At 45.7% G+C, this 21,916-nt stretch carries 20 protein-coding genes and 1 tRNA gene; 10 read left to right on the forward strand and 11 right to left on the reverse strand.

Annotated features, from left to right (window positions below):
- Nucleotides 1-123: 123 nt before the first annotated feature.
- Nucleotides 124-2,169 (reverse strand): chromosome segregation ATPase, encoded by a 2,046-nt coding sequence (locus tag H6F98_RS02055; RefSeq protein ID WP_192217005.1) that lies wholly within the window; start codon nt 2,167-2,169, stop codon nt 124-126.
- 375 nt (nt 2,170-2,544) lie between these two features.
- Nucleotides 2,545-3,444, reverse strand: a complete 900-nt coding sequence (gene hslO, locus H6F98_RS02060; protein ID WP_192217006.1) for an Hsp33 family molecular chaperone HslO — start codon at nt 3,442-3,444, stop codon at nt 2,545-2,547.
- A 134-nt stretch (nt 3,445-3,578) separates the two neighbouring features.
- Between hslO and H6F98_RS02065 the strand changes: the two genes are divergently transcribed.
- From H6F98_RS02065 to H6F98_RS34335, 6 genes are all read left to right on the forward strand, one after another.
- On the forward strand, nt 3,579-3,752 hold the full coding sequence (locus tag H6F98_RS02065; RefSeq protein WP_192217007.1) for a biotin/lipoyl-binding protein: 174 nt from the start codon (nt 3,579-3,581) through the stop codon (nt 3,750-3,752).
- A 21-nt stretch (nt 3,753-3,773) separates the two neighbouring features.
- Entirely contained in the window at nt 3,774-4,127 is a 354-nt protein-coding gene (locus H6F98_RS02070; protein WP_192217008.1) for a 4a-hydroxytetrahydrobiopterin dehydratase, read from the forward strand.
- A gap of 211 nt (nt 4,128-4,338) precedes the next feature.
- The gene (locus H6F98_RS02075; protein WP_192217009.1) at nt 4,339-5,313 is read left to right on the forward strand and encodes a phosphoribulokinase; all 975 of its coding nucleotides are present in this window, start codon (nt 4,339-4,341) and stop codon (nt 5,311-5,313) included.
- Nucleotides 5,314-5,527: 214 nt separating this feature from the next.
- The gene (gene radC / locus H6F98_RS02080) at nt 5,528-6,262 is read left to right on the forward strand and encodes a DNA repair protein RadC (protein WP_192217010.1); all 735 of its coding nucleotides are present in this window, start codon (nt 5,528-5,530) and stop codon (nt 6,260-6,262) included.
- 55 nt (nt 6,263-6,317) lie between these two features.
- Nucleotides 6,318-6,389 (forward strand) — tRNA-Val (locus tag H6F98_RS02085).
- 438 nt (nt 6,390-6,827) lie between these two features.
- A complete protein-coding gene (locus H6F98_RS34335; RefSeq protein ID WP_192217011.1) occupies nt 6,828-8,225 on the forward strand; it encodes an HNH endonuclease domain-containing protein in 1,398 nt (465 codons plus the stop codon).
- Here the strand turns inward: H6F98_RS34335 and H6F98_RS02095 are convergent.
- The 4 genes from H6F98_RS02095 to H6F98_RS02110 form a co-directional block, all read right to left on the reverse strand.
- The gene (locus tag H6F98_RS02095) at nt 8,194-8,343 is read right to left on the reverse strand and encodes a hypothetical protein (RefSeq protein WP_192217012.1); all 150 of its coding nucleotides are present in this window, start codon (nt 8,341-8,343) and stop codon (nt 8,194-8,196) included. The genes H6F98_RS34335 and H6F98_RS02095 overlap by 32 nt on opposite strands.
- A 26-nt stretch (nt 8,344-8,369) precedes the next feature.
- Nucleotides 8,370-8,525 (reverse strand): hypothetical protein, encoded by a 156-nt coding sequence (locus H6F98_RS02100; RefSeq protein WP_192217013.1) that lies wholly within the window; start codon nt 8,523-8,525, stop codon nt 8,370-8,372.
- 48 nt (nt 8,526-8,573) lie between these two features.
- Complete coding sequence (locus H6F98_RS02105; protein ID WP_192217014.1) at nt 8,574-9,035, reverse strand: NUDIX domain-containing protein; 462 nt, start codon at nt 9,033-9,035, stop codon at nt 8,574-8,576.
- 261 nt (nt 9,036-9,296) lie between these two features.
- Complete coding sequence (locus H6F98_RS02110; RefSeq protein ID WP_192217015.1) at nt 9,297-12,596, reverse strand: glycoside hydrolase family 15 protein; 3,300 nt, start codon at nt 12,594-12,596, stop codon at nt 9,297-9,299.
- A 110-nt stretch (nt 12,597-12,706) separates the two neighbouring features.
- On the opposite strand from H6F98_RS02110, the gene H6F98_RS02115 reads away from it, so the two are divergent.
- Complete coding sequence (locus H6F98_RS02115; RefSeq protein WP_396810254.1) at nt 12,707-12,922, forward strand: chlorophyll a/b-binding protein; 216 nt, start codon at nt 12,707-12,709, stop codon at nt 12,920-12,922.
- A 325-nt stretch (nt 12,923-13,247) separates the two neighbouring features.
- Here H6F98_RS02115 and rpoD read toward each other — a convergent pair whose 3' ends face one another.
- The 3 genes from rpoD to H6F98_RS02130 form a co-directional block, all read right to left on the reverse strand.
- Nucleotides 13,248-14,369 (reverse strand): RNA polymerase sigma factor RpoD, encoded by a 1,122-nt coding sequence (rpoD, locus tag H6F98_RS02120; RefSeq protein ID WP_192217017.1) that lies wholly within the window; start codon nt 14,367-14,369, stop codon nt 13,248-13,250.
- Nucleotides 14,370-15,412: 1,043 nt separating this feature from the next.
- Nucleotides 15,413-16,111 (reverse strand): polysaccharide deacetylase family protein, encoded by a 699-nt coding sequence (locus tag H6F98_RS02125; protein WP_192217018.1) that lies wholly within the window; start codon nt 16,109-16,111, stop codon nt 15,413-15,415.
- An 81-nt stretch (nt 16,112-16,192) separates the two neighbouring features.
- Nucleotides 16,193-16,891: a hypothetical protein gene (locus H6F98_RS02130; protein ID WP_242058274.1), complete on the reverse strand. Its 699-nt coding sequence runs from the start codon at nt 16,889-16,891 to the stop codon at nt 16,193-16,195.
- 534 nt (nt 16,892-17,425) lie between these two features.
- Between H6F98_RS02130 and H6F98_RS02135 the strand changes: the two genes are divergently transcribed.
- Nucleotides 17,426-18,340, forward strand: coding sequence for an alpha/beta fold hydrolase (locus H6F98_RS02135; RefSeq protein WP_192217019.1), 915 nt, complete (start codon nt 17,426-17,428; stop codon nt 18,338-18,340).
- Between the two features lie 76 nt (nt 18,341-18,416).
- On the opposite strand, the gene H6F98_RS02140 is transcribed toward H6F98_RS02135, so the two are convergent.
- Nucleotides 18,417-18,941: a DUF4330 domain-containing protein gene (locus H6F98_RS02140; protein ID WP_192217020.1), complete on the reverse strand. Its 525-nt coding sequence runs from the start codon at nt 18,939-18,941 to the stop codon at nt 18,417-18,419.
- A 319-nt stretch (nt 18,942-19,260) separates the two neighbouring features.
- On the opposite strand from H6F98_RS02140, the gene H6F98_RS02145 reads away from it, so the two are divergent.
- A complete protein-coding gene (locus H6F98_RS02145) occupies nt 19,261-20,112 on the forward strand; it encodes a M48 family metallopeptidase (protein WP_192217021.1) in 852 nt (283 codons plus the stop codon).
- Here H6F98_RS02145 and H6F98_RS02150 read toward each other — a convergent pair.
- Entirely contained in the window at nt 20,107-20,856 is a 750-nt protein-coding gene (locus H6F98_RS02150) for a metallophosphoesterase family protein (RefSeq protein WP_192217022.1), read from the reverse strand. The two genes, H6F98_RS02145 and H6F98_RS02150, sit on opposite strands and share 6 nt — an antisense overlap.
- A 400-nt stretch (nt 20,857-21,256) precedes the next feature.
- On the opposite strand from H6F98_RS02150, the gene H6F98_RS02155 reads away from it, so the two are divergent.
- Nucleotides 21,257-21,856, forward strand: a complete 600-nt coding sequence (locus tag H6F98_RS02155) for a tRNA isopentenyl-2-thiomethyl-A-37 hydroxylase MiaE (RefSeq protein ID WP_192217023.1) — start codon at nt 21,257-21,259, stop codon at nt 21,854-21,856.
- The last annotated feature ends 60 nt before the right edge of the window (nt 21,857-21,916 follow it).

Genomic DNA, 21,916 nt, shown 5'->3' on the forward strand with positions numbered 1-21,916 from the left:
TAAATTCAAGATGTAATTTTATAGCTGTTGCCGTAAAGGTTGGGACAGATTTATCAGCCCAAACAACCACGTACTACTAATAAACCCTCTGTCCTCTGCCTTCTGCTATAAATGCACATTAGCTTATTGGAATTGACCATCTGGACTAGAGGGGAGTTCAAAGGAAGGACTTGGTGGTGGATTTAAGATATTTTGCCATGCCTGAATTTGTTGTTGAGCCGAGGAGTAAGCTTCAGTACCGGAAGGAATCAATCTTGCGATCGCGATCGCTTCCGCCATATTGTATGATGAGCGATCGTTTGCCATGGATAACAGTTGATAGCTCCAACGATTGACCACAAGCCTCGCATTGTCTCTAGAACTCGATGCCGTTGGCACTTGTCTTGCCACTCGAATCGCGGCTGAGAGGGCTTCCGGTGTACCCGGATTGGCAGTTTGGTAAGCTTCCTGTAAACGTTGCTGACCCCTGACTTCCGTCTGCCAGCGATTGACATCGCCTTGTGCCTCTCGATACAGCGCTCTTCCAGATTGAATTTGCTGTGCGGCAGTTATTGCGGCGGGAAGGTTACCAGCGGAGGCGAGACTACGTGCTTGGTCAAGGTAAGGCTGGTCTTGTGTTCGCTGGATTGTATCTGTCCACTGCCTGATTTTGTCTTGTGCTTCCCGGTAAAGGGTACGACCAGGGGCAACCCGGCTAGCTTCCTGAACCGCTTCTTGCAAAGCCGCAATCCCACCAAGATTGGCAATTTGTACCGCACGGTCAATATAGGGTCGGTCTTCGATTGTCTCGGCTTGGCTAGTCCAACGGGTAATTTCTTTACGCGCTTCCTGATAGCGGGGATTACCATTAGGAATCTCTTCAGCTTCTGCGATCGCAGCCCTTAAGTCACTTGTCAGACCGGAATTCGCAAATGTCCGCGCTCGTTCCAATCGAGTCACATCTTCAGTTTCTCGCTGCCAACGACTAATCAACTGCTGCCCCTTCTCATACAGGGGACGGTCTGGAGTCAGCTTTTGGGCCGATGCGATCGCCGCTTCCAAATCCGTTGCCGTTCCGGATTCTGCTGAGGAGATTGCATTCGCTAAGTCAATTAAGTCAGCTTTCACCTCCGGTAATTTGACGCTGGCGGGAAGTTTATTGGCAATCTCTAAAACACCTTGCCAGTTACGCCTCTCAAGTCTGTCTTGTGCAATCTTGACCAGTTTATTCCCAGACTCCGCAATCAAATCTTGCGCCTCTTTGTAGGCAAAACTTTCACGAGGGATAGTTTCCGCCTGTTTAATCGCTGCTAGGATATCATCTACCCTACCCGTTTTACTGAGCTGGTAGGCTTTATCGAGCTTCGCACTCGCTTCCCGTCCAATCTGAATCAAATCAACCAGCTTGTCATACTTGACCGTTGCCCAGAACTTATTGTCTACATAAGTGAGTTTTACGGCTTCTCTAAACGCCAGGTTCCAGTTTGACTCTTTTAACTGGTTCTCGGCTTTCTGATACAGTGCCTCTGCTTTTGCCCAGATTGACTGCCAACGCCCTATCTCCGTTTCTACCAGCTTGTATGCCGCGACATGAGTCGGAATGCGTCTAGCAATCTTGATCGCTTCATTCAGCTGACCCGCCTGAAACTTTTCTTCACCAATTTTCAGGATATCGCGTGACCACTCTTCGATATTGCGGTCAATTTCTGGGCGCAAGGGGTGGTCTTTCGGTAAAGCCTCAACTAAGGCGATCGCTTCTAGTAAATTTTCCGCTGTCTGCTTGTTGGCTGCAATCTGGGCACAATAAAGCCGCATCGATGCTGATGCCGTAGGCCAAAACGTCGCCGGACAGTTCGGAACGGCTGGCAGCTTCAACAACAGCGCCACGGCGATAAATCCCACGCTGCCAAAACCCAAGACAATTAACGCTACCCCTACCTGCAAGTTGAACTTAAAGCGTCGCCTAGCTGGCTGTCTTAGCTGTGGCGGTGGGGGTGAAGGCACTCCCGGTACAGCCTGTTGAGGCTCTAAATGCTGTTCAACCATTGGATACAGTTGTTGCGATGGCAAGCTTGAAGCAGGACGCTTAGCTGTAGAGTCACTTCTCTTGCGTTGCCGCCCGTTCAGGCGACCGGGCTGGGAAGGCTTCGAGGTAGGCCAACGGTCAGGAATTTCTCGATTTCTGGTCATAACTCACACCACTACGCGCTACGCTTGCTCCAGCGTGCTTTGTAGCACTCTTAGTAGTTGCAATCCTACCCTCCATGGACAGAAAAAGCTACTTTCTATCTCAATGGTGTTGTTTTATTGTCACTACTGGCAAGCACTACTATCATGCCCTTAATGTAGAACCTTGTCGCCACCAAATCTTCTACAACCATTGTTCAGCAATGCGTTGAGGAATTACAATACTTTTATCGATCTTCTATTTTTGCTCAAGATCCACAAGAGTTTTTGCATTTTGTGAACATTGACTTTCAGAGGCTGGCACTAACAACGAACAGGGTCAATCTTACACAATCTGGGTAACGACAAGGCAACTAACAATTCTAACGATAGATACTATCAAACCGATTCGGTTCGCAAATCCTCAATCAACTGAGCCAGTTCATCAGAACTCGCCTGGTAAACTTCCCCGCAAAAATGGCAAGTTGCTTCAGCGCCATTGTCTTTTTCAATCATATCCTGAAGTTCCGCTTCACCCAGCATCTTCAACGCCCCCAATACGCGATCAAACGAGCAACCACAGTGAAAACGTACCATCTGGACTTCTGGCAGAATCACCAAATCCATATCGCCCAGTAGCTGTTCAAAAATCTCTGGCAATGTCTTGCCTGCTTGTAGGAGGGGTGTGAATCCTGCCAGCTTAGCAATGCGTCCTTCTAGAGTTTGCACTAACGCCTCGTCTCTAGCCGCTTTGGGCATTACTTGGATTAATATACCTCCAGCAGCCGTAACCCCTTCTGCCCCAACAAACACACCAATAACTAAAGCTGATGGCGTTTGTTCGGAGGTGGCGAGGTAGTGAGCAATGTCATCCCCGATTTCACCAGAAACTAGCTCAACCGTACTGGAATAGGGGTAGCCATAGCCAACATCCCGGACAACATAAAGGTAACCATCTGGACCCACTGCTTTTCCAACATCAAGCTTACCTTGCTCATTCGGTGGCAGTTCAACCCCTGGATTGTCTACATAACCCCGCACAGTTCCATCCAATCCAGCATCAATGAGAATTCCCCCAAGGGGACCTTCACCCCTAACGCGAATGTTGACCCTCGACCCTTCTCGCTTCATACTAGAGGCAAGTAATAATCCCCCAGACATAGTACGACCTAGTGCGGCAGTCGCAACATAAGAGAGCTTGTGGCGCTGTCGGGCTTCTTCGGTGAGGCGTGTTGTAATAACACCGACAGCTCGAATGCCACCCTCCGCCGCTGTGGCGCGAATTAACTGATCAGCCATGAAAACCTTACACTTCTTAACAGTCTCTATTTCTATTTTAGGTCTGTCGGCTAGAGTGAGAGTTAATCTTGAGAGGCGAGTTGAGTGATTGTGGCACTCTAAACTGTTTTAGGACTTGCGAAAAAATAAGACCCGTGCGATCGCCTTGTGGCGGTACCATTGAAGAAGTGAAGGTCAAAAAAGGCGATCGCATCAAAAAAGGTGACAGAATCCTCAAACCTGACCAAGCCTTGCCTCAAACAGCAGTTGACCGTCTCTCTAAATCTGTCGAACTAACAGGTGTCTGCTTAAATATAGAGGCTTGGTAGTAATAAGCTCAGGAAATAGCTATGGCACAACTCACACAACAAAAGTGCGATGCCTGTACCAAAAACTCGCCACCCGTGACCAAAGAAGAGATAGCCGAACTCAAGCCTCAGATTCCTAACTGGAACATAATTGAGCCAGAGGGAGAACTACGTCTGGAGCGCACCTACAAATTCCAAGATTTCAAGACAGCCCTAGCCTTTACCAACCAGGTAGGAGAAGTAGCTGAGGAGCAAGGGCATCACCCAGCTTTGTTAACAGAATATGGCAAGGTAACAGTGACTTGGTGGACTCATGCCATCTCTGGGCTACACAAAAACGACTTCATTATGGCAGCAAGAACGGATGAACTTGCCAGTGAATTGGCTAGCAAATAATAAAGGAAGCGGCTTGTGACCAACTGGGTGGGGAATGTTCATCTCCCCATCTCGCCACTCCCTTATTTCTCCAGCTTGTAAAGGTCATGGTTCAGCAGTGGCTGCATTGGGATCAGTTGCATAACTTGGGATTGATCCACTTCCCCTTCCCTCCTAGAATTAAACGAATCGGGAGTCCACCACTGAATCAGCCTAAGCAGCAAGAGGAACCATGACTAATCGCCCCATCATCCTTGGCATTGTCGGTGATAGCGCCGCCGGAAAAACAACACTGACGAAGGGAATTGCTCAAGTATTGGGAGAAGATGACGTCACGGTTATCTGTACGGATGATTACCACCGCTATGATCGCAAACAGCGTGCTGAAATGGGAATCTCGGCACTGCATCCCGACTGTAACTACCTCGATATCATCCATCAGCACCTAAGTTTGCTACGCACGGGACAACCAATTCTGAAACCAATCTACAATCACAGCACGGGTGAGTTTGCTCCGCCAGAGTACATCAAGCCGAGTAAGTTTGTGATTGTTGAAGGATTGCTTGGTTATTCTACCCGTGGGGCACGCGAGTGCTATGATGTGAGGGTCTATTTGGCACCACCGGAATCTCTACGCACACAGTGGAAAGTCAAGCGTGATACTCGTAAGCGTGGCTACACTGAGGAACAAGTTCTTGAGCAACTGAGAAAGCGTGAATCGGATTCAGAGGAATTTATCCGTCCTCAGCGCAAGTGGTCAGATATCGTCGTTAGCTTCTACCCACCAGACGAGGCAGGTGAAGGGAATGATTTACTGCTGAATGTACGCCTAGTACTCAGACCTAACATCCCACACCCCGATTTGTCTAGAATTCTTAACCCCAGCACATCTCATCTCAGTTCAGCTATCCGTTTAGAACTAGACCGGGATATGGGTAAGCCAGTTGATGTTCTAGAAATTGATGGTCATGCCACTAGCGAACAGGTAAAGGAACTAGAACGGATGCTTTGTAACGAGATTCCGTACTTGGGTAAATTCTGTAGTCTGGAAGGCAATCAAGAGCTTGGCACAGTCGTTGGTACAACTGGAGAAACACTCCAAAGTTATCCACTAGCTCTTACGCAACTACTCATTACTTATCACATGCTCAAGGCTGCCAACATCTATCAGGCAGACCAACCAGTCACTGTTCCTAGTCCCTCCTGAACGGGTTCTACTCCACTGAGGCAAGGTTGAAGCTGAAGTGACACTTATATAAGTTTGCTGATTGACTGACAAAACTTCCTGAGTTCCTATTCAGTTAAGCCTTCTAGTTTAGTTGTGCTTGCAAAGTAAAAGCTGTTACTTTGTCGGGATTCCAGGGAATTCTATGAGTAAGTCCTCTAAATTTGTCAGTTAGTCAGCGTTATCGAGTGCATCTATGACTTACAGCTTAAGAATTGCCGATATTCCAACTAGTGAGCGTCCTCGTGAGCGATTAATGGCTCTAGGAGCCAGAAATATAGGGACAGCAGAACTGATAGCAATTTTATTAGGCACAGGTCAAGGTAAAGGTAAGCTCTCTGCTGTGGGTTTGGGGCAATACATCTTGCAGGAGTTAAGCCAAAATCAACGTGATCCGATGGAGGTGTTACGGGACATTAATCATCAGGAATTGATTAATATCCATGGTGTCGGACCAGCTAAAGCGACAACAATTTTGGCAGCAGTTGAACTAGGAAAACGAGCGTTTCTATCTCGACCGACAGAACGTACAGTAATTGATAGTCCTGTAGCGGCGGCAGCTAGCCTCAGTCACGACTTGATGTGGCAAAATCAAGAGCGATTTGCGACCATACTGCTAGATGCGAAGAATCAATTGCTAGGAACTAAAGTAATTACGATTGGCACAGCAACGGAGACATTAGCACATCCCCGCGATATTTTCCGAGAAGTACTGCGTCAGGGAGCGACACGAGTGATTATTGCTCACAATCATCCAACAGGCTGTGTTGAACCCAGTCCAGAAGATATTGTTTTAACCGAACGACTCTTGAAGGCAGCACAATTACTCTGTATTCCTCTACTGGATCACCTGATTCTAGGTGATGGCAACCACCAGAGTTTGCGAGAGACGATGACGGCATTGTGGGACGAGTATCCACAGGGAGAATAATGCTATTTGCTCTAGTTGTTGCGTGGCGCTACCTTATGCTAAATTAGGAAACCTTGGGCGATTGGCACAGTGGTAGCGCGCTTCCTTCACACGGAAGAGGTCACTGGTTCGAAACCAGTATCGCCCACTTGTTGTGTACAGTGACTAATTAATTGTCGTCGGTGACAAATTAGTGTCGTTAAGACTAATTAAGTGTCGCTGTGACAAATTACTGACGCTTAACTGGCAGTGACAAATTAATGTCATTTTTTGACTATCTATATAGAGATAGTGTGAAGGAAGCGCGCCTTTCAATCCACCCTAACATGATATATAAGTCTCGGAGATAGTCCTGTGGTAAGGACTTAGGCTATTCAACCCACCCCTAGCTGGGATGGTCATTGTTCACATTTTGCTTCATGGAAGGCAGCTCGAACTTTTTTATATCGGAGGCATCCTGGTTTAGTAAGCAGTTCTGAGACGCGATCTTCGGTAGGATATTCCCCATGCCTATGAAGATGTAGTGTAACCTGTCGAACTTCCTGGCAGTATTGCTCAATTAAGCTAACAGAAGGCTGACGCTGGTATGGGACAGGCAGGCAAAGCACTTAGACAAGTACTGGAAACCTACGGCATCAGTCAGAGCAGTCTGGCAACTGCATTGGGGGTTGACCGCCCTATCGTATTTCACTGGTTTCATCAGCAGACTGATCCCACAGCCGAGACAGTTGCAGAAATTGTCAAGGCAATTCGGGGTATCAATCCAGAGGCTTCTAAAGAGTTCGTCAAGCTATATTTAGGAGATTGTACAGAGGATGAGCCAACAGCTCTGGCTATTCCAGCATCCAGCCAACTTCCTCAGTCTGATGAGGTCAACGTTTCTGCGCTTTCCAGGTTGTTTACAGATACGACAACTTCATACAAGTATCTTTTCTTTATTTCGCTCTTGGATATCTTAAAAAGGCGACAATTTGAAGTTCTCTCGCCTATAAGTTTTCAAGAGATAATCGTTGAAATGCTAGCTAATGCTTGGTATCCACATACATACTTCAAGTTATCATTCGGAGCGCAAGATAAAATCGCACAAAAACTTGATTCTCTGACTCTAGAGGTTAGTGAGCCAATATTGAAATTTACAGATACAGACAAAAAAATATTACGTAAGGCAATTGCATCCCAGAATTTGAATGGCGTGATTTCTTATCTTAGAAAATATGTGCCATTTCGTCTTATTATTCCGTTTCTAGAGAAAGAATTAGAAGGTATTAACCGAGCTAGAGGAAATGAATTAGATGTTGCTATGCCTGCTATCGCAGAAAAGTATTTTCAATCTCGAAAGCCTTTTTATTGCTTTGAATCTACTAAATACAAAGACTGTCAATCAGTTGTTATTCATCCTGACTGGGCTGAATATATAGAGAAGCACTACACCATAATTCGTGGATGGGCTTCTTGGGAATGGCTGAACTATATGCAACGGAGGAATCCTAGCATTCCTGGTATTGTCAACAAAATTTTTATACCTCAACAAAGAGGTTCTTTATCTAAGCAAAAACAATATTGGAAGCTAGTATTAGAGCATAGAAATATAAAATGTATTTATTCGGGTCAAACTTTGAGTTTAGATAATATTTCTCTCGATCATTATTTACCCTGGTCATTTGTTGCTCACGATCAGCTCTGGAATTTAATCCCGGTCATTCCAGAAGTAAATTTATCAAAATCTAATAATTTACCAGCACAACTCTATTTTGCAGATTTTGTTTTTGTTCAGCATCTTGGACTCACTATCTCTTATGAAAATCTAGGAGAGAAATCATGGACTAATCATGTGGAGTCGTATATGAGTGATTTGAAAACTAGCCCAGAAGATTTACTAGACAGAGAGAGGCTAAGGAATGCTTATGAAGCTACAGTTCAACCATTAACGACCTTAGCAGCAAAACAGGGATTCACTTCAGATTGGCTTTATCCCAGTCAATGAAGAAGTAATCAATCACCGAGTTGCCGATCGCATTTACCATTGCATGACTGAAGAATTCGGCAACGCGAACAGTGTAGATCATGAATACGGCGATCGCGCTGAAGAAGCCGTCAAACAAGCCGCTAAATAGGTGGCTCAGCTAGTTCAAGCTTCACCTAGCAAAGCGAAGTTGAGTTCCTGCAAGCCTGCTGCTATGATTTCCTGTTGGTATTGGGGTGAAGAAGACTCGCCAATGTGCTGTTGCAATTCGGCTACTCGCTGTTGCATCGTGTGTATTTGCTCTTGCAGGTCGCCTGACATCACAACACTCCTCTTCACCAATAGTTTTTTCTCGCCACTGATAACGATCTACGAAACCGAGTTGTATAGTTCGGGGATATGGTGTGGAGTCATGAAGACTCTGAACTCGTCAGGTAGAGTAAAATCGATTGCCGGACGATGCCAGAAGTAGGAGAAGCGGAATCCAGCATCAATACCATCGCCGTGAACAATATGTTCCCAGCGATCGCGAGTAATAAAGGAGGCTTCTAGGAGGAAGCAGTGACGGCGGTTTGTTATTTTTGTATCCAGCCAGCAGATATCAGCGATTCCCAGCTTGCGGATAATTTTCAGATTCGTTAAACCACTTTCTTCGTGAATTTCTCGATTCAGTGCTGCTTCAATAGATTCTCCTGATTCAATTCCACCTCCAGGAATTTGGATCGGTGATTCTTCACAGTCTGGATGCTCGAACAGCAGTAATTCGTAAAGGCTTTTAACATTCTTTCGGATGATGAATGCACCAACTCGTTCAGATACTGGGTAATTCATGCAAGCAAACTTTCTATCTAGTTAAGGCAACCTCGATTTAGATTCAATTAGCGCCTCGCAATTTCCGCACTAGAAATCTACACAGCACGATTGCACTGATAATTTCTGAGGCATCAATTTTCCTTAGGACTTACGCAATTGCTCGTTTAAACACTATTCATATCTATAGGGTGCCCCGTGACGCACCCTATAGATATGAATAGATAGAGGTTCTGCGTAAGTCCTGCCCTAACCCAAAAGTAAGTTATTTCGGCACGACTCCTAAGCAGTAATCGCCTGTCCAACTTGAGTCAAGAATCGGAACGCCTTCACGATATGACTCGCGCACTCAGTGGGTGAGGTTGCGTAAAAGGCACGCCAAGCAGCAGCCTTATATTCGTCATACTGGTTGGCTTTTTCGGGGTACCGCTCTAGCCATGCTAACCGCACGGCATGACCGATCAGAACATCCAGCACCACATATTCTTCAATTTGTAACTCAGGATTGCGCTCTAAAATTGCGGCAAGTTCCATCAATGCCTCAATATTCACACTGCGATATTCCGGTGCCTCGATCTTATTGAGCAAATGCTCCACCCGCAGTGCGAAGTTCTTTTCCCCCGGTGTCATCTCTGAAAGAATTAACTGGCTATCTAAACGATTACGGCGCTCCAATTTATCGCCAATAACTAAGCCCTTGCACTGCTTCATGACTCGCCAAACACTGGGATAAAAGTCTTTGGGAACACGACCCGCACTACCATCTAGCTGACGCTTCCTCACCCAGCTACCAATCGAGTAAAGTTCCTCCTCTGTCTCATCCTGCCCCCCCGATAAGACAGCCCAGTCGATTCCTTGTTGAGGCTGTTTGACGTGCAATGATTCCTGCTGGCGTAGCTTTTGGTTCATTCCTTCATAGCCGACTAAACAAGAACGGACACGCATTTTGATTTCACAGGGGCTAGCGTGCATCAGTTGTTCATAGGCTTCATCCTGAGTAACCCCTCGCTCAGCCGCCAACTCGCTGGTTAAGAGGAGAATGAGATAGCCAACCCGTAGCGTCAGCAAACCATCCAGTAAACCGGGTTCTGATTTAATGAGGATACCAAGGTAGACCAGGATTTCTTGGGTAAGAACGCGATCGCGAATATCCTCCCGACAAAACTCATCAATTTTCGCCCGGATTTCCTGGTGCGACATCGGGTTTTTAATCAACGATGCCTCACTATATGCCCTGCCAACCGTAATCTGTTTCCCACGCACCAAAATATCAGTCACCGCATCCGACAAGCTGATATCTACCTTATTCAGCAAACCTGCCGCTTGACGCACGATTCCCCAATAAGGAGAAGCTGATTCCATACCCGCTTTGATGTAAACTTCATTGAGCAAATCCGCTACTGTCACGGGTACTCCAGGTCCACCAAATCCGGTATCAAAATCTAACCCCCGCAAACGCCTGAGAGTACGTAACAGCTCAATTTGCTCGTAAAGGTTTTGCGACTCCCGTAAACTGTCTAGCAATAACTTGAGGTTCGTTTCACACTCCAGCAGAAACTCCTGGGTGTGACTTAAAGGACCATGTTTCCCAAAATGGCTATTGAGGTAGTAGCAGCGCAATGCTGCATCTTTGACGGCTGATTGTGTAAATTCAAACTCATGCAGAAAATCAATCCGCTCAGTTCCTGCTGTCAGCATCAACTGGTTGAGACGCCCTAGTTTCACCCGAACACCATTGCACAAGCCATCTTTCAATTCTTGGATCAACGCGAGTACTGGTAATTGGGGATTAGTGCTAGGGTCAGGAACAATATTACTTCCCACACTTCCATTGCCCATTGCCGCGTCAGCCTCTGTTTGTAACATGCTGTGAGTCAATAGCAGCGTGATTGTCGGACGCCCCAACTCTCCCCAGTGGCGTTGAATATAAGTGAGTTCACTTTTAATCTGATCAACCAGAAAATGATAGTCAAGAGTTAGGTAGAACTGCTGTTGGTCTAGAAACGCAGGCAGGAAGACAATCGTCTCTCGCCCTATCCGAAAGATTCGCGATGTCGTTAGACTCCGTAATCGTCGAACCGGGCGTCCTGTCAACGCCAGCAAGTCACAGCGACCCATTTGAGCATAAACCGCTGACAGTTCGGTGGCTTGCCGTACCTGCACTGGCTCTACCTGTTTCGGTGTCTGCGTTGCAATGCCATAAGCTGCCAGTTTCGCTTTTAGATCTTCATCCTCTGCGAGCAAGGCAATTTGTACAACTGGGTCTTGGTGACGTCCTATGCTCAAATGGCGTCCCAAAGGGTCAATATCACCAGGGGCGAGTAATCCCTCACTCAGCAACTGACCTAGAAAGTACAAACTCTGCGCCCATACCAAAGGGAGGTTATCATTCGGAAGACGCGGCTGACTATGAGGTGACTTTCGCTCCGCTTCTATATTCTCATGGGGAACGTAATACACTTCCGGTAGTAACCCAATACCGTCTCGCTCCACTAGTAAACCTTTTAAACGCTCCTGATACTTTTGGACTTGCTCAGTGTCTCCTCGAAACAGAGCATCTAGCAGCAGGTAGCTAAAAAACAAAGGCCATTCGCACTCGATATGCTCAAACTTTTGCAGTTCCCAGGGTTCGTAATGTAGACGAGTCGTGTCTTCCAAAACGGTCTGGTGCCCATCTCTCAAGAAGCGTTTGCAGCCATAGCGACCCTCTAGTTTTTTAACGATGTTGCTTCTGGTACGTTCAATTAGCTGGGCATCTTCTACGGCAAAAGCGGGGAACCCGATCGCACTTAAAAGAGCTGCATCCGTTTCTTTTGAGCTAGATTCACGAGGCAATATGGATTTTAGTGTGATTCGCGATCGCGCAATTTCATCGGGTAATACATGAATTACTGATGCTTCTGAACCATGAACACCGAATAAATCCAGCCCATTGATCGCTTCCAATGCGGCTTTTGCCATCCCGACAGAACTGGCATTTAGTTCAGGATTGCCGTGATTTGCCTTGTTGCCTCGCTCCCAAATTCCATAATCAGGAGTCCGATACGTCCGACCAATGTAATAAACAAGATTTTGGACAAAATGGACTTCATCGATTGTAAAGATGATGTGTAATCCCGATGCAGTCATCTGAGCGAGCATCAGCAGGAATAGAGAAGTCGCATCAAGTTGCAAGTGACCCCATTGGTCATCGCCTACAACCACATCGCCTGTACTGGTGTTGTACTTTGCGTGCAGGGCATCCAAGAGGGATTGGGTTTCTTTAAATCGTTCTACTTTGTGCGCTTGCCGCATCATGCAGAACAAAAGCCCGCGCATTAGCTTGACAACACTCTGTTCTAGTTCAAAAGTACGCCCCCCATCACCATCCAGCTTGCGGTAAGCCAAACCTAATCCCCAAACCGCCAAAATGCTGTAAACGTTATCACGTACCCAAGCATCGGTATAGTTACCGTGGGCATTAATTGCGGTACTGGCTGGTAGAAGTCCCGTAATTGGGTTTTGACGATTGAGAATCACCGCTTTGATTTGGTGATAATAATCGTCCAATCGAGCTGGTAGCTGGGAGTTGATGATAGACATACCGATCTCTCGATAATTTCTGAAATTTTGATTGGTTGCAAAAGTCGTCAATTGCTTATTTCAGACTTTACACACAATTCATCTAGCTTGGTAAGGAGATTATTGCCGTTTTGCAAAATATTGGTTACATTAATTTACAAGGATGTTTACAAAACGTCATTAACGGAGCAAAAACAATGCAAGAAGATCGCAACGATGTAAAGTTTGGCTTTACGCCTCAAGCTGAAAACTGGAATGGTCGTTTAGCCATGATTGGCTTTGTTGCCGCTCTAATCACTGAATATGTATCTGGTCAAGGTGTCTTACACTTCTGGGGCTTAATGTAATCTCCTAGCTTAGTGCAATCTCTATTAATCTCAACGGATAGCTGGGTGTTCTTTACAGGAACCCCAGCTTTTTAAAACGCGGTTGGCGGTCCACTATTAATGATTCAAGAGATACACTTATCACCTTAGATGTTTAACTAACTTGTTTTAGGAAAAGGTTAAGGGTGAACAATTAAGGAGAAATGTTTGATGTAGTTATCGCTCTCCTTTTCCCATGAGCTGGTATTGCAATTAAATGTGCAATAGCTTAGTAATTTAGAAGAAAACTACAAGGGGCGACGATGCCGCCGCCCCTGCAATTGACTCTAAGAAAGCGAAAAGCTACCTAACGAATGTATTCTTTGAGAATGCTATTGCGATTAGGATGGCGTAGTTTGCGGAGAGCTTTGGCTTCAATTTGCCGAATTCGTTCGCGAGTAACGTTGAAGATTTGACCGATTTCTTCTAGCGTCTTCATCCGTCCATCGTCTAATCCATAGCGTAGACGGAGAACGTCACGTTCACGAGGGCTAAGGGTATCAAGGACGCTTTCGAGGTCTTCCCGAAGTAGATTTTTTGAAACTTGATCTTCTGGAGTTTCGCCATCAGCTTCAATGAAGTCTCCAAGGCGAGAGTCTTCTTCTTTACCAATTGGTGTTTCTAAGGAGATGGGAAGTTGAGCAGATTTTGCAATAAACCGCAGCTTCTCGATGGTCATTTCCATGCGATCGGCAATTTCTTCTTCTGTAGGCTTGCGACCCATTTCTTGAGAGAGAATCTTGGTAGTTTTTTTGATCCGTGAGATCGTTTCGTAGAGGTGAACAGGTAAGCGGATGGTGCGAGACTGATCAGCGATCGCTCTTGTGATCGCCTGCCGAATCCACCACGTAGCGTAGGTGGAGAACTTATAACCTTTTTCGTGATCAAACTTTTCAGCGGCTCGAATTAGACCCAAAGAGCCTTCTTGAATCAAGTCTTGGAAGGACAAGCCTCGATTCATGTATTTCTTGGCAATTGAGACAACAAGACGCAAGTTTGACTGCACCATTTTGTCTTTTGCCCGACGACCGAGGTAAAGGCGATGTCGAAAGGCTGGTAAAGCCATATTCACCTCAGTTGCCCATTCGCTGTCTTGTGGTTCGCGTTCTAATTGATCGAACAAGCGCTCCCGTATCCGCTCTAGTTCCAACAAGTCAGCAATTTTTCGAGCCAATTCAATTTCTTCATCTGCCCGCAACAGCCGAATTCTTCCAATTTCTTGCAGGTAGAGGCGAATTGAGTCTTCTGTATAGTGCTTCTTTTTTGTTTGTGTTCGACGACGGGTAGAGCGCACCTTACCAGGCTTACCGTCTTCTTCATCCGATTGAGCGTCTACAAGCTCATCTCGGTTCACGTCATCCTCGATTAAGAATTCCAGCTCATTCTCAGGCTGAGTGATTGTTGCGAGATCTAAGTTTGCCTGGGTCATGCCTTTTTCCTCATGCTCCTTCAGTTAAAGACCAGTAGATGATGTTTTTTAATCTACTTGAGATTACGTTGCCAGCGAATAACTTTCTCTTGCATTCTAAGGTTTTATTTGATAAGTGAGTATGAGAAATAAGATCGGCTCATTTCTTTACACTCAACCGATGAGTGAATGCGTTATGTCGTTAGTGTTAATGCTGGCTTCTGTTGAGACTTTTTGATTGTAGCCTTAAATACCAAAAATGTACGACGGTTTTAGCTTCAATCTTTTAATGGCGTAGTGAGCTTATAAAGCGCTTTCATACAAAATAATGTTCATGAAAATGATGCCCCATGATGAATTCCTTTTCCTTAAGTTGCTACGTGCGGCGGCTGAGTGCAAAGTTCTAGTTTTTGCAGTTAGCCCTGTTTCAGCAATCATAGACTGTTTCTACAAGCTGAATCCAGAACACTATTAAATGTCTGGTAACAGCGGTTGCCACATTTTTGTGTACCCATCGAAGTTCAAAAATTGGATTCATGCTTGCTGTTTTGCTGAATCTTTCCTAATTTACTCTAGCTTTGAACTTGAGCGTCCCAGTTAAATAGCTGAAATACACTCAGCCATTTTAATGAATTCATCTGACAGATGACTGTCATAGCGTGTGACAAATTCATTAGCTTACCTAGCCTTTTACTTAGTACAGATGTTCTATAATCATCTCGATTGATATCCCCTCTGACTACGTTAGCGAAGTTTTCCTGTAAGAAAAATATTTTCTACAGCCGAAGGTTAGAAATATGTCATGGCAGTTGTTCTAGCGTAAGACAGATGTAAAACAATTGTTCTAACACACAAAGCAAGTAGATGTGGGAAGTTTCTAGAAAAAAAAACTCTAAACGGTTTGCTAGTCGATGTTTGAAAACGACAGTATGGTGTTTGGCTACTAGTACACCACAGGCTTGACTAACGCTCGGCAAACAAGAGGAAGACCACATCAATTCGGGTAAAGCATCTTTGAGGAGAATGTTCTCCGTAACTTACCTTTCCTTGTAAGACAACAACTGCTAAGTCTGCTGCCATAACTGGTTGATCGTAACAAAATGATAACCCTGCTGTAGGAGCAGAGGAATTAACAGAGCCGTTGTTTGGGCAACATCTTGTCCTCCATAGTAGCCATCGTGTAAGACAATCAGCGACCCATTTTGTACCTGCCGTAGAACTCGCTGTACAACCACCTGGACACCAGGACGTTCCCAGTCTTCTGGAACAACACTCCACATCACAGTCCGATAGTTCCACTGGTGCAATAAATTCAAGGTTTGCGGTGTAAATAAACCATTGGGGGGGCGAACGTCTCGAATATTTTCTGGCTTAATCTGAGACGCTTGATCGTCACATAACGCGATCGCCAGCGCCGTGTGAATTGCCTTTTGAGTTTTTTCTAAACTCTCTCTAAGAGCCTCTGGTGTTAAAAGAGCAAAGGAATGATGATGATATCCATGTAACCCAATCCAATGACCGCGCTCATAAACAGTTTTTGCTACGGCGGGTGATCGATCTACGCAAGCACCCAACCAGAAAAAGCTGGCTTTGATATTGTAGTGGTCTAGGACTTGCAGGAGTTCTGGGGTGTATTGAGGATGGGGTCCATCATCAAAGGTAAGTGCGATCGCTCGTGAAGTCTTTGCACCTGTCCACAGGCAGCTAGGAAAGGACGGTTTAAGAATTTGGTACAGGATAGGATAAAGCGGTGCAAGCTGCATTCAGTCGTGATTCGTTAAAAGTTTTGATTAGTCAGGTGAGTTTTAAGTGTCTCTCTTCAAAGATGCTAACGCTTTCAGGCTCTAAAAACTAAAGCTTGGGTCAGCCAAAGTTAGTTGACCATCAAAAGCATAGACAGTAATTCGCAAGATATTTGAGGATTCAATCCTTAGCTCGGCATTGGGCGAGATCTGGGAATTAGAACCTGCTAGATTAGGTCCTGTAATCGAAGAGCGGACTAGGAGTTTTTCCTGGTGGTCATAGGCAGACAGAACAGTTCGTTGGGAACTGGTGACATAGCAGCAGAACATATTGACAGGTTGCGAGAATGTTGCTTCCAGCCAGCCGCTGTTTGGCGCACCCATGAGTACTGTGGTACCCGTTCGGGGTGGATACGCAGGATTTGAGGGTTGTAAGGCGATCGCGTTTTTAAAGGTAATGCCATAGTGATGAAACTGATGCTCCACAACTTCAAAGCATTTCAAATCTTCCAGGTTCAGGCAGATGCTAGAAGGTCTTATCACGAGTAAATTAGAGTCAAACTCAACTGCACCCCAACAAGGAGAAGCAATTACAGTTTGCGGCTTAGGGAAGTCAGTTGTTGATTCCAGGATTTCAGAATCAGCCTCTTTGACTTCATTCAACGGTTGAACACACTGCATTGCCATAACACTAATATGAACGCAATTTATCAAAATCGGAGAATCACCAACCCTATTGACGTGGAACAACCCAAAATACTTGGTTTGTCCGTGAGTCACAAATCTTTGAGGAAAAAACATTCTTGCATTACTCGGAATCCTCAATTCCCGGCTGCCGCTTACTTTCACAAGTTCTGACTAATCAGACTCCACACCTCAACGGCAATATACTCTCTCCAGAAAATAGACAATCAAGACTACAAAAATTTTGAAGCGAATTACTGATTAGAGTTTGTACCGTCTAAAGAAAAGCTTCCACACCCTAAAATACTTTGATGAAATAATAGTCCCAAAGTTCCTCGGCACTTATAGCAATAGGCACTTAGCTTAGAACATTAACGGGAGAAGAGCGTTCCTTAGAAGTGAGCCTATTTGACTGAAAGCTGACCGCTGAAAGCTGACTGCTGATTGCTATACCTTGTGCGCCATGGTAGGTGTTCCCAAACGATTGCGTCAGATTATTGTGGGGCAATGGGGGATAGGCTACAGGACGTTTTCTCAGAGCCTATTGCCTAGAAAGCCGCATTCTCTTCGATATCATGGGGAATCCACCAACAGTGAGACGTTCTCTGTTACCACAATCAGCGATTATGTCTACAGTGATGAGGTTTGGACATGATTGAGCCAAATGGCTTTAAACAGCACTCCGTAGTGACTTCGCTTGGAAGAATGGTGTATTACACAGCCGAAGAACTTCCTTGGTGGGGAACAGATGCTACTGAACCCAAAGAACTACCAACCTTAGTCTTTTTGCATGGCTTTGGTGGTGGTTCATCTGCCTATGAATGGTCAAAAGTCTACCCAGCATTTGCAACGGAGTATCGAATTCTAACACCCGACCTAATTGGTTGGGGTCGCTCTGAGCATCCAGAACGGAATTACCAGATTAACGACTACATCAGCACAATTATCGAATTCCTTGAGAAGACCTGCACAGAACCAACACCTGTAGTGGCGTCTTCTCTCACCGCAGCATTCACTATCCGTGCTGCGATCGCACGGCCTGACTTATTCAAATCTCTAATTCTCACAACACCCGCAGGGTTATCTGATTTCGGGGAAGATTACACACGCAGCTTTTTTGCTCAGTTGATCAAAACTCCTGTTCTCGATCGCATCCTCTATAGCACTGGCGTAGCAACTAGTGGGGGTATACGCAACTTCTTAGAAAACCGTCAATTTGCCCAAAGCAGCCGAGTTTATCAAGAAATTGTCGATGCCTATCTAGAATCAGCCCAACAGCCAAATGCTGAATATGCTGCTCTTTCATTTGTGCGGGGGGATTTGTGCTTTGACTTATCCCTATACGTTCCCCAACTGACTACCCCTACGGCGATTATCTGGGGACAAAAGTCCGAGTTTACTGGGCCAGAAATCGGTAAGCGCCTCGCTGATCTCAATCCTCAAGCAATTCGGGTCTTTCAACCTCTTGAAGATGTCGGCTTAACTCCTCAGTTAGAACTGCCTGCAGTAACAATCGGTTTAATTCGGCGATATTTGAAGTTGCTCAATTCGGAGACTGAGGGCTAGAAACTAAGAAGCGATGGGTGATAAGCAATTGAAAAGATTCTTGCTCATCGCCCATCGCTCAATCCTTAATTTCCGATCACTTCACTCTGACATCAATCACGCTGGCTTTGAAGTTGTAGTCCCTGCCCTCCAGCTCAATTGGTGTTCCAATTTTAATTTTGGTACCGGCTACCACGGGACCATCCTTGGTGATTTCTGCTGTCCCACCTAAGGTCATCACCATATCCGTGCTAAAAGAATTCGATCTGGGGTCAGGTAACTCTTTGACAGAGCCATCTGGCTGCGGCACAAGTACGGTTTTTGGTAGTTCTTCTACAGATTTAATGTCAACCTGACCAGCAGGTTGATTACGAATGATGATACTGGTCTTCGCATTCTGCTCGTTAAACTGATTGATCAAGGCTCCTGAATCGCGTACACTTAAACCCCGGACAATCAAATCTACCTCTAGTGGTTTGGGAGCGCTGAGTTGCGCCACAGAACCGGTGGTGCCGGGGAAGAAAAAGATACCTACAACCACTAATAAAATTACTAAGGCAGCACCTAGGTCGAGAATGCTCACCTTTCCGAACAGGCGTCCTTTAGAATCCAAGATAGCCATGAAACGTTGTTTAGTGTTTTTGCAAAAAGAACTATAGCCAAAGCACTATTTAGAACTAGGTACTAAATAGTCAGAGAATGCCTCTTGTTATAGTCCTGTGTTAAATTACCACGACTGCTGCAAGAGATCAGCATGACTTCCAGTCTACTTTTTGACTGACAACTCGCCAATGCCTCGGAGGTATGTGTCCCAAATTAGGAAGAATAGGTCTAGAAAAGGAAGAGGCTTGAGGTAGGCAAGGTAGAAATGGCAACTAATCATCCTTCAATAACGTCACTTTCTTGTGCCTCTCAAGTCAAGCTGTGTTAGTTATATCACCATGTTGAATTTGTTTTTTTTCCTGTCCCGTCGTTATCAGCGTCGTTGGCTGTATCCGCTAATATCTGTCGTTATGGCACTGAGTCTGGTTCTGGGCAGTCCTCAGGTAACGCAAGCCCGACCTTGGTTCGACCTAATTTTCCGAGGTGTTCAGATCCTCCAGCTATCTAACATTTCTAATCGTGAGGAAATTCAGATTGGTCAGCAAATTAATCAGCAGCTCGTTGGCAGCGAGATTCAACTCTATCGCAATTCGGAAATCAATCGTTACGTTGATCAAATTGGTCAGCGGCTAGCTCAAGAAAGCTCACGAACTGATATTCCTTACAAGTTTCAGGTTGTTAATGATAAAAATATCAATGCGTTTGCGACCATGGGCGGCTTTGTTTACGTCAATACGGGTTTGCTTACCGCTGCTGATAACGAAGCTCAACTAGCTAGTGTAATGGCTCACGAGATTGGTCATATCGCTGGGCGTCATGCGATCGGGCAGATGCGACAACAAGCGATCGCACAAGGAGTCGCGGCGGCGGCTGGACTAGACCGGAATCTTGCCGTTCAAATTGGTGTAGATTTGGCTCTGCGTCGTCCTCACAGCCGTCAAGATGAAGTTGAAGCTGACGAATTGGGTCTAGACACCTTACAAAACGCAGGCTATGCTCCTGTGGCAATGGTGGACTTCATGGAAAAACTCCTTAAAAAAGGAGGCTCTGTGCCCACCTTTTTAAGTACCCATCCAGCAACAAGTGACCGAATTAATGCCCTAGAGCGGGCGATTGACCCTGCCCGGAGTAACGTTGGTGATGGCTTAGACACTAACGCTTACAGAAGCAAAATTCGCGCTCTTTTATGAGCGAAGCGCTGAACGCCGGGGAAGAATTTGTGAGGGTTCTACCCGCGTTACGGCTTCCTTGAGCGGTAATTTACGCAGACGACGGCGAAAGACATTGACCTGATAAACCAGAGAATTGGTGATGTCTAGCGCCGTCATCCAGCCGCTTTTCGGATGATAAGCACCTGTATCAATATCAAGCCACCCCCGACCCTGAGCAATTCTTCCAGGGAGGACTCCTGGTAGGGTAAAGGTAATGGTGTGACCTGTGATGATTAGCTTGTCAGGGAAGTAGGGTTCAGTGATGCTGTGAAATTCATCACGCACCCAGCAAAATTGCTCAGAAGTTTGGTTTTCTAGTGGAATTCGTGGATGAACACCAGCGTGGACTAACCAGGTATCTCCTAAATCCATGTAGGTTGGCAGTGTTCGCATCCAATCAAGATGCTCTTGGCTGACACCACCATCACCATAACTGTTGATGGTGCTATGACCACCACTATAGAGCCATGCTTGCAATGCTGGACCATAGATTTCTCCATCACCCAGAATATCTAGTAACATTTGTTCATGGTTACCCAACAGACACAAGTAAGGGCTTCGTTTCACAAAGTCAACTACCTGAGCGCTCTGGGGGCCTCGGTCTATCAAGTCCCCCAAAAAATAAACCATGTCGTCGCCACTGGGAGCGATCGCATCCATTAAAATCATGAGGGTGTCGTAGTGACCGTGAACGTCACCGATAACAATACGACGGTTGGTCATTTTCACTTTTCCAAATTCCGATTGCACCAACTACCAGGTAGCACCCATAAAATCTAGCTTCCACAAGTGTAGTTAAGAATACCAGGCAAGCTTGCTGTTCTCAGTATGCCCAGATTTCTTTTAACACTTTTCAATCGTAGGGAATATCTATTAGGACGAATACAGGTGCTAAGAGCGAGATTTCGGATTTTAATATAGATTCAGCCAATTTCACACCGATACTTGGCATTAAGTGCCGTATTCAGAGGAGAAGCTTTCCGAGTTAGGGAAAGTGTACCTCTTAGGAAAGGACTTTTATACTCTTAAGATAGTTCCTGAGTTAAAAGCCTTGCCGTAATAGCATATCTTAGAGCAGGAAGCTCTTTTTCTATTCTAGGTTGAGTTTATTTCACCAAAAATCGTGTCTTCTTCTATACTTCCGATTATTAACACCCTTAAGCAGCCCACAAGCGGGGCTTGGGTCGAGCAAGCCATTACTCACCTAAATATCATTCTACTCGACCACTCTCATTGCGAACTTAAGGCGGCGGGAGTGGCGTTAAACTTGATGTTTCGCTACCCGTCCTATACGCAACTAGTGCGTCAGCTAACTGCGATCGCACGGGAGGAACTGGAGCATTTTGAGCTGGTTAACCAATGGTTAGAACGACTCGGTATTCCCTTAGCTCCTCTCTCATCGCCTCCCTATGCTGCGGGATTGAAAGCGGAGATTCGCCGCCCTGAACCGGAGCGGTTATTGGATTCTTTACTGGTTTCTGGTCTAATTGAGGCTCGCTCTCATGAGCGGTTGGGATTACTGGCGACTCACTGCCCTGATGGGGAGTTAGCTAAGTTTTATGGAGGCTTGATGGCAGCTGAGGCGCGTCACTATGGGATTTACTGGGTGCTGGCTGATACCTATTTTGAGCGGGATGTTGTGACTGGGCGATTGGAGGAATTGGCGATTAGAGAAAGTGAGTTGTTGGCAACGCTTCACCCAGAACCTCGAATTCACAGTTAAAGCTGCGATGTCAGCCTGCCAGAGATTTGAGCCTCTGGCGGGACGGCAACAAAGCCGAGG

This window comes from Microcoleus sp. FACHB-SPT15 (assembly GCF_014849525.1).
GTDB lineage: Bacteria > Cyanobacteriota > Cyanobacteriia > Cyanobacteriales > Coleofasciculaceae > Symplocastrum > Symplocastrum torsivum.

Excerpts from the sequence above, each read along its gene's own strand:
- H6F98_RS02105 (WP_192217014.1), bottom strand. The coding sequence starts at position 9,035 with ATGAATTACCCAGTATCTGAACGAGTTGGTGCATTCATCATCCGAAAG.
- rpoD (WP_192217017.1), bottom strand. The coding sequence starts at position 14,369 with ATGACCCAGGCAAACTTAGATCTCGCAACAATCACTCAGCCTGAGAAT.
- H6F98_RS02150 (WP_192217022.1), bottom strand. The coding sequence starts at position 20,856 with ATGACCAACCGTCGTATTGTTATCGGTGACGTTCACGGTCACTACGAC.
- hslO (WP_192217006.1), bottom strand. The coding sequence starts at position 3,444 with ATGGCTGATCAGTTAATTCGCGCCACAGCGGCGGAGGGTGGCATTCGA.
- H6F98_RS02070 (WP_192217008.1), top strand. The coding sequence starts at position 3,774 with ATGGCACAACTCACACAACAAAAGTGCGATGCCTGTACCAAAAACTCG.
- H6F98_RS02075 (WP_192217009.1), top strand. The coding sequence starts at position 4,339 with ATGACTAATCGCCCCATCATCCTTGGCATTGTCGGTGATAGCGCCGCC.
- H6F98_RS02055 (WP_192217005.1), bottom strand. The coding sequence starts at position 2,169 with ATGACCAGAAATCGAGAAATTCCTGACCGTTGGCCTACCTCGAAGCCT.
- radC (WP_192217010.1), top strand. The coding sequence starts at position 5,528 with ATGACTTACAGCTTAAGAATTGCCGATATTCCAACTAGTGAGCGTCCT.
- H6F98_RS02135 (WP_192217019.1), top strand. The coding sequence starts at position 17,426 with ATGATTGAGCCAAATGGCTTTAAACAGCACTCCGTAGTGACTTCGCTT.
- H6F98_RS02130 (WP_242058274.1), bottom strand. The coding sequence starts at position 16,891 with ATGTTTTTTCCTCAAAGATTTGTGACTCACGGACAAACCAAGTATTTT.
- H6F98_RS02125 (WP_192217018.1), bottom strand. The coding sequence starts at position 16,111 with ATGCAGCTTGCACCGCTTTATCCTATCCTGTACCAAATTCTTAAACCG.
- H6F98_RS02110 (WP_192217015.1), bottom strand. The coding sequence starts at position 12,596 with ATGTCTATCATCAACTCCCAGCTACCAGCTCGATTGGACGATTATTAT.
- H6F98_RS02100 (WP_192217013.1), bottom strand. The coding sequence starts at position 8,525 with ATGTCAGGCGACCTGCAAGAGCAAATACACACGATGCAACAGCGAGTA.
- H6F98_RS02145 (WP_192217021.1), top strand. The coding sequence starts at position 19,261 with ATGTTGAATTTGTTTTTTTTCCTGTCCCGTCGTTATCAGCGTCGTTGG.
- H6F98_RS02140 (WP_192217020.1), bottom strand. The coding sequence starts at position 18,941 with ATGGCTATCTTGGATTCTAAAGGACGCCTGTTCGGAAAGGTGAGCATT.
- H6F98_RS34335 (WP_192217011.1), top strand. The coding sequence starts at position 6,828 with ATGGGACAGGCAGGCAAAGCACTTAGACAAGTACTGGAAACCTACGGC.